Source organism: Scytonema sp. UIC 10036, assembly GCF_009725235.1.
This window is the reverse complement of the sequence record NZ_WJFC01000022.1, coordinates 53,085-64,688: the sequence shown is the minus strand read 5'-3', so window position 1 is coordinate 64,688 and position 11,604 is coordinate 53,085. Positions and strand designations below refer to the sequence as shown.

General features: G+C 43.8%; 13 protein-coding genes. 9 read left to right on the top strand and 4 right to left on the bottom strand.

The window, feature by feature from the left end; translation table 11 throughout:
* Positions 1-217: 217 nt before the first annotated feature.
* Positions 218-793, top strand: coding sequence for a hypothetical protein (locus F7734_RS13005; protein WP_155745124.1), 576 nt, complete (start codon positions 218-220; stop codon positions 791-793).
* 179 nt (positions 794-972) lie between these two features.
* On the opposite strand, the gene F7734_RS13000 is transcribed toward F7734_RS13005, so the two are convergent.
* The gene (locus F7734_RS13000; RefSeq protein ID WP_155745123.1) at positions 973-1,731 is read right to left on the bottom strand and encodes a glycosyltransferase; all 759 of its coding nucleotides are present in this window, start codon (positions 1,729-1,731) and stop codon (positions 973-975) included.
* Between the two features lie 261 nt (positions 1,732-1,992).
* Here F7734_RS13000 and F7734_RS12995 point away from each other — a divergent pair, with 261 nt between their 5' ends.
* The 6 genes from F7734_RS12995 (at position 1,993) to F7734_RS61875 (ending at position 6,248) form a co-directional block, all read left to right on the top strand.
* Positions 1,993-2,664 carry a sulfotransferase gene (locus F7734_RS12995; RefSeq protein ID WP_155745122.1) on the top strand — a complete coding sequence of 224 codons (672 nt, stop codon included), beginning with the start codon at positions 1,993-1,995 and terminating at the stop codon, positions 2,662-2,664.
* Between the two features lie 262 nt (positions 2,665-2,926).
* Positions 2,927-3,559, top strand: coding sequence for a PEP-CTERM sorting domain-containing protein (locus F7734_RS12990; protein WP_155745121.1), 633 nt, complete (start codon positions 2,927-2,929; stop codon positions 3,557-3,559).
* Between the two features lie 309 nt (positions 3,560-3,868).
* The gene (locus F7734_RS12985) at positions 3,869-4,069 is read left to right on the top strand and encodes a hypothetical protein (protein ID WP_155745120.1); all 201 of its coding nucleotides are present in this window, start codon (positions 3,869-3,871) and stop codon (positions 4,067-4,069) included.
* 79 nt (positions 4,070-4,148) lie between these two features.
* On the top strand, positions 4,149-4,493 hold the full coding sequence (locus F7734_RS12980) for a hypothetical protein (protein ID WP_347566188.1): 345 nt from the start codon (positions 4,149-4,151) through the stop codon (positions 4,491-4,493).
* 49 nt (positions 4,494-4,542) lie between these two features.
* Positions 4,543-5,307 carry a DUF4277 domain-containing protein gene (locus tag F7734_RS61880; protein ID WP_207714087.1) on the top strand — a complete coding sequence of 255 codons (765 nt, stop codon included), beginning with the start codon at positions 4,543-4,545 and terminating at the stop codon, positions 5,305-5,307.
* On the top strand, positions 5,250-6,248 hold the full coding sequence (locus F7734_RS61875) for a transposase (RefSeq protein ID WP_207714086.1): 999 nt from the start codon (positions 5,250-5,252) through the stop codon (positions 6,246-6,248). The genes F7734_RS61880 and F7734_RS61875 overlap by 58 nt, the downstream gene beginning before the upstream one ends.
* Positions 6,249-7,254: 1,006 nt before the next feature.
* On the opposite strand, the gene F7734_RS65240 is transcribed toward F7734_RS61875, so the two are convergent.
* Positions 7,255-7,377 carry a hypothetical protein gene (locus tag F7734_RS65240; RefSeq protein WP_279239706.1) on the bottom strand — a complete coding sequence of 41 codons (123 nt, stop codon included), beginning with the start codon at positions 7,375-7,377 and terminating at the stop codon, positions 7,255-7,257.
* A 216-nt stretch (positions 7,378-7,593) separates the two neighbouring features.
* On the opposite strand from F7734_RS65240, the gene F7734_RS12970 reads away from it, so the two are divergent.
* Entirely contained in the window at positions 7,594-8,253 is a 660-nt protein-coding gene (locus tag F7734_RS12970) for a hypothetical protein (protein WP_155745119.1), read from the top strand.
* 63 nt (positions 8,254-8,316) lie between these two features.
* Positions 8,317-8,925, top strand: a complete 609-nt coding sequence (locus F7734_RS12965; RefSeq protein ID WP_243146853.1) for a hypothetical protein — start codon at positions 8,317-8,319, stop codon at positions 8,923-8,925.
* A 287-nt stretch (positions 8,926-9,212) separates the two neighbouring features.
* On the opposite strand, the gene F7734_RS12960 is transcribed toward F7734_RS12965, so the two are convergent.
* Together F7734_RS12960 and F7734_RS12955 are read right to left on the bottom strand one after the other, a co-directional pair.
* Positions 9,213-9,470 carry a hypothetical protein gene (locus tag F7734_RS12960; RefSeq protein WP_155745118.1) on the bottom strand — a complete coding sequence of 86 codons (258 nt, stop codon included), beginning with the start codon at positions 9,468-9,470 and terminating at the stop codon, positions 9,213-9,215.
* Between the two features lie 195 nt (positions 9,471-9,665).
* Positions 9,666-11,600 carry a hypothetical protein gene (locus tag F7734_RS12955; protein WP_243146852.1) on the bottom strand — a complete coding sequence of 645 codons (1,935 nt, stop codon included), beginning with the start codon at positions 11,598-11,600 and terminating at the stop codon, positions 9,666-9,668.
* Positions 11,601-11,604: the final 4 nt, after the last annotated feature.

Genomic DNA, 11,604 nt, shown 5'->3' with positions numbered 1-11,604 from the left:
GCAAAAATCCTTCCCTAATAAAACAGGGGAGGATTTGTTTTGTGAGGTTTGTGAGAGGTTTTGTAGCATTTGTGGATTTATTGCTGGCATCTGGGCAAAATAATAGAGGGCTAACCAACTCAGATACCTTGAGAATTGCATATTCTCTCTAGTAAATATAAGTTGCGCTATTGAGTGACTTACTATTATCGCTTTACCTTACAAGGCTTGAACTTTCATGTCGAATCCGCAATTCAACGTTCAATTTTGGTCACAGTGGGTGATTGTCAATGCTACAAGCTTTTGTGCAAGCTGTTTTCTAACTCCAATTGTACTAGGGGTAGCTCAGTGGTTCGTTCTCAGAAGGCAGATTGCGAGGATTAGCGCCTGGTGGATACTAACTAGTTTTGTAGGCTTCTTCGTAACTGGGCTGGTGAGTTTTTATCTATTCTTTGGTAGTAGCTTTAGCTATTTTTGTATCAGGTATGCAGATACTAATGTGTGTTGGGTTGTTACCTACACTATTGGTGGTGCTATGGGCGGCGCTATTACTGGAACACATCAATGGTTATTGCTCAGAAGACATATTTCGCTCCCTGGCTTGTGGATAGTCTGGATAATAACTAGTACTTTGGGGTGGGCATTGGGTGGTGCTTTGAGCAGCGCTGTACATTGGAAGTTGCTCGATACTAACAGCAATTTCGGGGCATTAGTTATTTTTGGAATTATCTTCGGTGCTGTAAGCGGGGCTATTACAGGAGGAGTACTAGTCTGGTTATTGCAACGGTTTAGCCCTCATCGAAGGTTTGGGTAACGAGGTCTCTGAGCTTTGCTCTGACCTCATTGTGAAGTTGATTGGAGAGGGCACGTTGTGCTTGAGGAATAGTTTGAAACAAAGAAAACGAGCGCTCGTAATGAAAAAGTTGTGTAAAGTAGCCCAATTGACAGGAGTATTACCACCGACTCAAGATGGAAAGTAATGTAGACTGCCAGTTACACCTTTGGACGCAAGCTGTACCGCCCTACAATCTCCACATCTAATTCATAACGCTCGTTCAGCCCCCGACGTTCTAGAGCAAGGTTTATCGCATCCCGCGCTGCCAGTATTTGCTCAACTCGCTTTTGATGGGACGCACTCTCAGAGTGTCGCCGATAGTAGTAGAGGGGTTTTGCTAAGTGTTCTATCTCCGTCACTTCAGATAGTCGCAAACACAAGTCATAGTCTTGAGCTAGTTCAAATTGCTCGTTGATGCCGCCCACTTGCTCGTAGACAGATCGACGCTGTAGCCGGAAGTGGAAAATCATAAAATCAACCAACAATTGCTCTTTAGAATAGGGAATGCGACAGCGCTGTCCGTATCCCATGATTTTGTTGCGTTCATTGATGACTTGATAGTCGGTGTAGACTAGTCCAACTTCTTTTCGCGCATCAAGTACAGCCGCCGTTTCCTCTAGGGCAGTCGGTGCCAATAAGTCATCACTGTCTACCCACCCAAAGTAGGGACAAGTTGTTTGTGCGATCGCCGCCTTCAAAGAGCGTGCTCGCCCTTGATGATCTGCTGCTACTACACGCACCCGTGGGTCAATTTGAGCAAAATAACGAGCGATTTCAACAGAACGGTCAGTGGAACCATCATCCCAAATTAACAGTTCAAAGTCGGGGCAAGTTTGTATTAAGACACTCTTAATTGCGTCAGCAAGATAGCGCTCCCGATTGTACACCGTCATGATGATAGAAATCGATTTTTCCATAAAGTCTTTGCTAGGGTACAAACTTCGGCTTATTTGAAGCCCTATGTATATTTCATGACTTATTAAAGTGTTGGGATTTCAGACTGTAATTGTCTAAACATCAGATAACACATTATTTAGCTTTGTTATATTTAACCCTGACTTTAGAGTTTATCAACACAATTACGCGGTCAATAACAGTAGTCTTACTTATTTGTCATCAAAGATTTAGTATCTCTTACGTAGAAGCCTCGTTGTTTTATCTAAAACAAGCAAGCCATTATGCAATTGGGAAGCAACGATTTCAAAGAACGAGCTTCCCAAGACTCAGTTGCTATTGCTCGCTGCGATCAGAGCGAAAATACTTTAATCCAACTTGACTCCATGCTCTCTCCTAACAAATTCTCATCTAAATATTTTTTCATCGGACTCACTGCCACAGGAAATTATACGGCTGCTACTGCGATGCATATGCTGGGGTATAGAGCCGCGCACTTTCCGACAAGTCTTGCTTGGATTCTTGATTTTGATGTGTTAACTGATACCCCCGTCGCTTTTTGGTTTAGGCTGGGATTGCTACCTCTGGATGCTACTTTTGTGCTAACGGTAAGAGAAATTGAATCTTGGTTGGAGGCATGTCAAGTCTGGTTTGAGAGCAGACCACTCAGTACGCTTGACCCTTTTACACAACAAGTTCGTTGGTATCTGTATGGTGGACTCACATTTGAGCGAGAGCGTTTCATCAATTGCTACTGGAATCACTTAGAACAGGCAAGAAAATTAGCTCAAAAGTATGGTTTGAACCTGGTTGAGTGGAATCTGGTTGAAAATCCCCAGTGGGATTTTTTGTGCAACCTAACCCTGCAGGATGTTCCATCACAACCATTCCCTTTTAAATTTGATAAACAATATAAAAGAGGGACTTGGCAGGGTGTCCTTAACACTACCCCATGATGCATTGAAGACTTTACTCTTCATTAAATGCTTAACCATTTTCTCTCAACATCTACGCACTATTAAGTATCTATAGTTTTAATCATTTTAGTACTTATAACGAAGTTCATGTCAGCGTATTGATTCAATGAATAGAGTATTGAACTTCTTGCGGGTACTCTCAAGATAATGCCAAAGTACGAAAAAGAACAAACTAGGCGGCACTTGCATTTACCAAATAGTTTTACGTCAATTCTATTGTTGTTTTGGAGCAATCAGAAAAATGCTTACTTTGTCTATTTTGAAAAAGTTATCAAGGGCTACAGCGCTTGCGGTGGTAATTTTTCTGGGAATCAATGGTACAGCGCGGGCTGCCACTCTGACTTTTGATGACATTTTTACTGCCGATCAACAAGTTATCTTCAATGGTTATGGTGGATTAAATTGGAATCATTTTTCTGTGCGAAACAATTCAGTAGCGTCTCCAAGATCCGGATATAACAAGGGAACTGTATCAGGACAATATGTTGCATATAATTCATTTGCTAAACCTGCCACTATAAGTGTTGCTAAGGGACAATTTGATTTTAATAGTGTCTATCTAACAGCAGCTTGGAATAACGGTTTAAATATTCTAGTTGAGGGCTTCAATGGTGGTGTTACTAAGTATTCAAAAACAGTAACCGTAAATACTGTAGCTCCTACATTGTTTAACTTCGACTTCCAAGGCATCGATCGGCTGAAGTTTACTTCATCTGGTGGGACTTATGCAGGTGTTGGAGGTCGTGGAGAACAAATTGCTATAGACAACTTCACTTTTAATACAACAAAGTCTGTACCTGAACCTATCTCTGTTTTAGGTTTGTTAACCTTTGGTGCTCTTGGTGCTACTTGTGCTTTAAAACGCAAGCGGTAACAAGGGATCAGGCGCTTGTTCGCTTGCCCTACTTACTTAGGGGAGTTTAAACATCACTGTCGCCAATTGCTGTACCTCAAAGTACAAACAAAGATGAACTACAAAAATTACTAGAAAAAGATGCTCTTAACTTAAGGACTGTACGTTCGCTCATTTTGTGAGGGCGAGAGGAATTAATGCCTTACTGTATAAGGAAAAAACCATTATCTGGATCTGATGGCGGTCATACCGTGTAATACTTGGGAAAGGGCAAATGAAATTAAAGGTGTATTATGTGGTACGAGGGAAATCAACCGTCCCGTGTAATACATGGAAACACAGAAAATTCACAAAAAAGATTGCGATCGCAAAGCGCAAGCTGTACCCAGCTTATCGCCCTTGGCGCAAGCCTTAGCTTATCGCACCAGCTTTCGGTGTAATACACGGAAAAGGGAATGGACTTTTCTCCATGTATTACATGAAGGGATTTGCGACCGCCATCCTGGCGTCATCCCGTGTATTACATTTTGAAATTCGGCAACGTCAGGTTAAATTTACGGTGTAATACACCGAAGCCGAGTTATGTTGAAGCGGGACATTCAAGGGAAGTTTGCACGCTTTAAATGATGATTATCGTCAAGTGCGTTCAGTCAGATTAACTGACGAAACTTGGAAGATTATGGGGATTGCGGCTGAATGCTTGGGAATGAGTAGATCTGACTACTTGGAACATTTGATGAGGGGGTATGCCAGCCCAAGTATTACACGGGAAAAAGAGCCAATAGATCGAGCCAAAGCTACTGCTGTGGAACCTACGACTACGCCACGACAGGTGGTAACACTTGAAAATGTACGTGACCAAGTTTTACTACGATTAAAATTGGGTAAGCAAGCTCCTGGTTATAAAGCAGCACTTAAAGCCCTCAATGATTTTATTGCGGCACTCTCAAGCTAGTATACGTAACAATCCGTGTTCGCCAACATAAACTCTGGCAGAAACAACAATGGAAATAACTTCTGAGCGCATCGACGATATTCCTGTGATAGTGGAGTGGCTCAAACAGATGGAGATTGCCAAATGTATTGACCAAAAACTCAGTGAACCACACGGAAATCACAAAGGGCTGAGTTACGGTCAATTGGGTGTATTGTTACTAACATACATCATCACTCAGTCAGACCATCGGTTGTCTGCTGTGGAACCTTGGGTGCAAACACATCGAAAGATTTTAGAGTTAACTACGGGATGGTCAATCGCGGAAAAAGATGCCACTGATGACCGATTGGCAAGGGTAGTCGAAGAGCTAGGGAAGCAATCACACGCCAGAGTGGAAATTGAGGTAAAGCTAGGACGGCATCTGATTCGTGCCTACGAATTGCCAACTGTTGTAGCACGAGCGGATACAAGTAGTTTTAGTGTGAATCATACTCCAGGAGAGTCAGTTGAAGAAAACCTACTGCGTTATGGCTATTCCAAAGACTTTCGCCCAGATTTACTGCAATACCGTCAATTATTAGCGACCCTCGACCCAATGGGAATGCCATTGGTGAGCGCTACCGTTGAAGGTAATGGAGCCGATGACCCATTATATTTTCCCACTTGGGAAAAAATGGTGAGAGTGATTGGGCATAAAAAGTTCGTCTTCATTGCTGATTGCAAAGCCGGTGCGATTGCAACTCGCGGTGCTATGGCAGCAAGTGGCGGTATTTATTGTTTCCCTGTTCCCATGAGTGGACAACACCCCCAACAACTAGGCAATGGGTACTAAACCCACCTACAGAAATTCAGTCCATTCGTTTCCCGCATCAGGATGAAGATGAACCGGATGTGGGCAAGGGTTTTGAAGTGGAGTTAGGCAAGTTTTGGTTAAACCCAGAAACCAACAAATGGGTACGTTGGCATGAACGCTATTTGGTAGTTTATTCCACTAGCCTTGCAGCATCTGCTATCCGTGGTCAACAGCAACGCATAACGAGCGCGAGAACAGCTCTCAATAAATTAGCCACTAAACCAGGAGAAGATCCACAAGTACTAGCGCATAAAGTAGAAAACATTCTTGAGCGTTATCGTGTTAAAGATTTCTTCAAGACCAGAATTACAGAACAAATCATTCAAAAAACTCGTCATGTCGGACGAGGACGACCATCAAAAAATTCTCCCACTGAATTGGTAACCAGTATTTGTCTTCAACTTCAGATCCAGCTTCAAGATGCTGCAATCAAGAAAGCAGAAACTTTGGCAGGATGGCGATTGTACGTCACTAACGCACCCCTTGCTCAACTAAGTCTATCACTTGCTGTCATGTATTACCGGAATGAATGGGTATTGGAGCGAGGGTTTCACCGTTTTAAACGCGGTTCTCTACCCGCCCTACCCATTTACTTCACTGACCAAAACCGAATCACTGGCTTGATGTTCTTGCTGAACATTGCTTTACGGGTATTTACTTTGATGGAGTTTGTAGTGCGGCAGGCACTTATAGAAACTCAACAATCGTTGGCTGGTCTTTACGATGGCAATCCCAAGCGCAAAACTGAACGCCCATCAGCAGAGAAAATGCTCAAAGCTTTTTGTCATTTAACTCTCTATTTTTTACCTGATTCTACCATCTTCGTGACGCCTTTGTCTGAGCTACAAAAACAAATTCTTGATTTAATGAGAATGCCCGATTCCCTTTATCAGGTAGATTCGGTGGGTAGCTCAGCATGATTATACCATAGGCATGGATAATAATACACGCTCATTGCCATCCCATTTCAACATGAACTCTTACCGTGTATTACACCGGAGGTGCAACTTTAAATAGGGCGACCGTACCCTGTATTACACAGAATCACCTGTCTTCATGTAACACAAGCGTGCTCGGAATTCCTTCCCCATGTAATACACGGAAGCCTTCGGGGGCTTTTTCCATAGATTACACCGTTACTCCCCTCCACCTTTTCCCATGACTCTTCTCCCGTGTATTACATCGTAAGTTTAACCTGACGTTGCCGAATTTCAAAATGTAATACACGGGATGACGCCAGGATGGCGGTCGCAAATCCCTTCATGTAATACATGGAGAAAAGTCCGTTCCCTTTTCCGTGTATTACACCGAAAGCTGGTGCGATAAGCACATCTAAGGCTTGCTGTATAAAAACAATAAAGTTCAACTCTTGGCAATAAACCCTTACCCCAGACAATAAAGTTCTACACTGGAACCATCCATAGTTTGGTACGCTTGCGACTAGATTTTGTATGATAGGCCTTTATTCTCAAGCATTTTCACAAACTTGGTGTCAAACTTTATTGTCACTCTCGCTTCTGACAAAAGGAATGGGCAAGCGTCTGTTGGTAAAACTTTATTGTCAATCCAGTTGTACAACGAGAATAGTTAGCTGAACTTAAGATGCTCCCAAAGCGCGAATTTTACGTCCCTAGTTCAGGACACACTCAAAAATAATTACCTAGACTCGGCAGTTTTATTCTACATACATAAGTTTGAGCTAGGAGAATAAAAACTTGAACTGGTGTTACAGCAAAACTTTGTGGATTGTGGCTGTAGCAAACACAACCGTCATATTGTAGCGCGAGCGCGTACCTCTGCTCTCGTTCAGCTAATTATTCTCTAGTTCAACTAATTATTCTCCAGTTCAGCTAATCATTTTCTTTGTACACCAGTTTTTTTGGCTAACGTAAGATTAAGGCGAATGGGCTACGCCAGTGTAAGACTTTATTGTCTCAATACACTTGCGCTTTGCGATAAGCCGGGTACGGCTTGCGCCAAGGGCGATAAGCTGGGTACAGCTTGCGCTTTGCGATCGCAGTCTTTTTTGTGAATTTTCTGTGTTTCCATGTATTACACGGGACGGTTGATTTCCCTCGTACCACATAATACACCTTTAATTTCATTTGCCCTTTCCCAAGTATTACACGGTATGACCGCCATCAGATCCAGATAATGGTTTTTTCCTTATACAGTAAGGCATTAATTCCTCTCGCCCTCACAAAATGAGCGAACGTACAGTTTCTAGCCACCTTCCGCATTAATCAAGATGAGTGGAAGGATTTTATGGCACAGGCAAAAGCAGAGGGGTCGAGCGCCTCGGCTGTGCTGGTTGATTTCATTTGCTGGTATCGGTCTGGAAACAGAATTGCTGCTGACACCAAAAGAAGCACTCATCTAGATAATCTAGATTCTATTATAGATTCTCGGATTGAAGCTAGAATCCAAGTACAACCACAACTTCCATCCAATCTAGATACCATTCTAGACGAGCGAGAGAGAAATCTAGAATGGCGTTTGGTTCAGATTTTAGAGGAGAAACTAGAAGAACTACAGGGCAATCTCCGCCATCTAGAATCTGCTCTAGATGAGCGTACAGATAAGCGAGAACAGTTGCAGAAATCAGCACAACAACAGCCAATGGAGGTAGAGACAATGCCGTCTGAGAACGAGCAGCTTTTTGCACAAATAGAAGCACTCAAGGTAGAGAATCAGGAGTTACTTTTGAGACTGAATAATAAGGAAGCTCAGGAAAGAGCTGCAACCCCATTACCGGATTTACAGGCAATACGCTCGCGCATCCTCAAATCGCTGACTCAAGGTAAAAACAAGGTGGCTACCACATCTCCTCAGTACAAAACTGCTGTGAAGGTGTTGGATAAGTTCATTGCAGAAGTGGAACCAACAACAGGTGAATCTACACCACCATCTTCACCTGATGTTTGAATTTTGGTAGCCCTATTTTGATAGCAAGATTGCAAGCAAATACGCTATCAAGGTAGGTCAGCGTTGAACTCTAAAGACAAGAAGTCACAACCCAGTCAAATGCTCCGCGTCCCCACCGTGCTGATTCCTGTGGTGAAGGAGTTGGCTCGACTGCATAGGGAGGGTCTAACCATTGCCCTGCTTCAGGGGTTACAGGAGTTGATAGCGAATCTTGATAGCAATAGCGATATCGATTTTGGGACTGATAGTGAAGTAAAGCAACTGGCACTCCGGGTAGAAGAGTTGGAATCCCGGTTGGCTGACTCAAATCGCGATACCGATAACCAATCGTCAGCAAAGTTAGAGAAATCCTTGGGCAGTTTGGAACAGAAGCTCGAAGCCGTTACACTCAAGCTCGCCATACTGGAATCAGCCGTTGTGCAGAAACAGTACGGTCAAAGAAAGGCATACAGAACACCGTACAATAATCCCTACGTACCGCAAGCTCTCGAACTTCAGCCCTTTACTGAAGAAAATCTAGCTCGCCGATTGGCAGTTGATGTATCCACCCTAATCAAACAAAGGAAAAGTTTGAGCGAATCAGAGTTTGAGAAGTGGTCTCGAGGTCGGGATACAAGTAAAACGGGTTGGCGGTATAAGGATGATGGTTTGTATCATCCTATCAGCCAGTAAATTCAAGAAGCACCTTCTTGACATGAATGAACCTTTGTTCCTAGTGTATCAAAAAAGGTTCGGCTCTCGATATAGAATCAATCAGGTGTAGTGAGCTTTCCATTAGGCATTTGGGCATCTTTCCATTGCTTGCTCATGGTGCTTTCTACCACAATACTATTATGCCCAGTGGTTGGATTTTTGTTGATCCCGATTGGGTTGAAAGATGAAAAATCCTCACTCAATTTTTGGAGTGAGGGGTCAAATGAGCGTGGAAGTTCCTATCAGTAAGACAGAGAGTAAGACGGCTAGTAAGACATTGGACTCGCAACAATTGAAAGCTGAACTGATGACAGAGGTAAGACAATTGTTGGACGGCGTAAGACAAGAATTTGATGAGAAATTACAGTCAGCGTTGGGGGAGTTAGTCGCCTGAGAGATTCCCAATCTCTTGGGCTAGCTAGAGGGGAACTGGAAGCACTGCGCGATCGTATACTCAAAACCTGGCGTGTTGCCAAAGCACCGGAGAAGAAAGAGCGGATTAAAGAAGCACTTGACCGATTCATTGAGGAGTTGCACCGTGCTGACTGAGGAACAGGCAATTGAACTGGCCCGCAATAGAGCAGTTGATGGAGTGGGTACAGCAAGCGTGCTACGGATTGCTAGGGGAGAACAGTAACACACATTTAAGCAGTTACTCTCCTAATTTTTCTTCTTTTTGAGAAAGTAACTGCCCTTTGACTAGTTATGGATAGGGCTGTTTAAGATTTAATTTCGTAGCCAACTTCTTCGTTGCCATGCAGTTTCTTGGCTTCTACGAGCATTAAAAGGGCTTTTCTGAGTTGTGGGACACTTGGACTGTTTTTGTCCCACTTTCGGCTTTTGCGAATCGACTCAAACTTCACTGGAAGAGCTATTGCGCTATGAACAATCTCTACAATTTTCTCTAGGGCAGAGTCATCAAGCGGATCGTCCACTTCCACAATCTCAGGCTCAACTGCTTCTTTTTTGAAAACGCTTTCAAGATGTGCAACGGCATCTTTGGGGGCAAGCTTTTCTCCCCTAGGAATAGGAGAGGGGGACTCTGAAGCTGTGTGATGCTGTTGTAGCTCTGGGAATAACTTAAGCAACGTCCTGGCTGGGTCTGGTTGTCCGTTCCCTGGGTGCAATTCTGTCTTCAGCCATTCGGGAACTGCACCCAACTGTCCACCTGCTACAGGACTGCCAAAATCATTGGGATTGGCTTTGAAATACTCCCCACTAGCGACATTGATTTTACGCAGTCCGCCAACATTAACGGATTTGGCGACACACCCAATGAAAGAAACACTCTGCTTAAAGGTGTTTGCCAACCCTGCTGTTGCCTTGCCCACAACTGAAGTTAGATTACTACCATGCAGAACAATAATGAGCGTTCCTCCTGTTTTAGCAAACCGAGAGAGCAGGTATTGAATTGCCCAAGTCCGGTCTGATTCCTCAAGCAAGGACAAAAGCCGCATTGCTTCATCAATAACTAACAGCAGGTTTTTGTGGGAATAAGGATGCGAACCATCCAGACCTTTTAAGAACATCAACAAATCCTGAGCTATAAATCTATCTGCTGTATCTGAATCTTTATCTGAGTACTTAAGGGCAGAATGCAATTTACAAGCAAAGGGGTAAACATCCACACCTGCCGTGAAGTATTGCGTGTTTAGGTTGGGGTCAAGTGCTGACGACAATATCGCCAGTATTGCTGCTAGAGTTCCCTTTCCCCCTCTCTGAGTCCCTGCGATCGCAATCACTTGTGAACCCATCATTTCATCAATTTTGAAACCGCTCAGTTGCAGGGCGTTAATTACGGCTAAGCCTCGTTCGTCTAGAGGCATTGTCCCCAAGTTTGGGGGTAATGTCGAGTTGGTTGTTGCGTTTAGGGCTGGTTGGTTTTGTGCGTGTGGCAGGTCTACAAGGTTGGGTTTTGGCAAGTCCACAAACCGAGGGACTACGGTCTCTTGAATTGCCCGAACCTCCTCGACTTTCACCCTGCTGTCAATGGTGACGGTCTGTAGGTGGGTGTCTAGTTGGTCTTTTTTGGGGAGACTTCGTCCTTGAAATTTCTCAAACCAACCAAGCAACCAACGATAAGCGTAAAAGCGCTTTCCTGGTTCTACCTGTGATAGGTAGTCAATTACCGTCTCAAAGTAATCGCTGTAGAGGAAAACATACTCTTGGGCGTTGTGCCGTGGCAGAAATTTGATTGTTTCGGCTAAGTGGTTGATTCTGTAATCCTGTCTTGCGTCATAATCTCCAGCACGGGATAAAGCATCCAGAAAGTTACCTCGTACAAAAGGCAGCGGTGCAATTTCTTTGGTGCGGTTGTAATGGTCCACAACAAACCACAGCCATGCTGCACCTCCAACCATCCCGCCAACAAGCATAAAAGGATTGACGGCATAACAGACAGTACCAACACCAGCAGCAAGCAGTCCCAGCACACGAGCTGCATCCGCTTCGTTTTCTGCGGTCTGTGCTTGCTCTAATAATTGGTCTTTCCTCTCTTGCAACCATTCCGCTACCCTCCCGGCTTCCAGATGACTCAGGGAAGGATAAAAACTACGTAAATACTCTGTTTCTCGTGTAGTAATTTTCGGGATATTATTTTCCATGATTTCCAAGTGATTTCCTTGCAGTTGAGTATCCCCAAAGGAACAACCCATTGGG

Coding starts and splice junctions, on each gene's coding strand:
- F7734_RS65240 (WP_279239706.1), bottom strand. CDS start 7,377: ATGGAAACACAGAAAATTCACAAAAAAGACTGCGATCGCAAAGCGCAA.
- F7734_RS12960 (WP_155745118.1), bottom strand. CDS start 9,470: ATGAATCGGTCAAGTGCTTCTTTAATCCGCTCTTTCTTCTCCGGTGCT.
- F7734_RS12955 (WP_243146852.1), bottom strand. CDS start 11,600: ATGGGTTGTTCCTTTGGGGATACTCAACTGCAAGGAAATCACTTGGAA.
- F7734_RS61880 (WP_207714087.1), top strand. CDS start 4,543: ATGGAAATAACTTCTGAGCGCATCGACGATATTCCTGTGATAGTGGAG.
- F7734_RS13005 (WP_155745124.1), top strand. CDS start 218: ATGTCGAATCCGCAATTCAACGTTCAATTTTGGTCACAGTGGGTGATT.
- F7734_RS12970 (WP_155745119.1), top strand. CDS start 7,594: ATGGCACAGGCAAAAGCAGAGGGGTCGAGCGCCTCGGCTGTGCTGGTT.
- F7734_RS12985 (WP_155745120.1), top strand. CDS start 3,869: ATGGAAACACAGAAAATTCACAAAAAAGATTGCGATCGCAAAGCGCAA.
- F7734_RS12995 (WP_155745122.1), top strand. CDS start 1,993: ATGCAATTGGGAAGCAACGATTTCAAAGAACGAGCTTCCCAAGACTCA.
- F7734_RS12990 (WP_155745121.1), top strand. CDS start 2,927: ATGCTTACTTTGTCTATTTTGAAAAAGTTATCAAGGGCTACAGCGCTT.
- F7734_RS13000 (WP_155745123.1), bottom strand. CDS start 1,731: ATGGAAAAATCGATTTCTATCATCATGACGGTGTACAATCGGGAGCGC.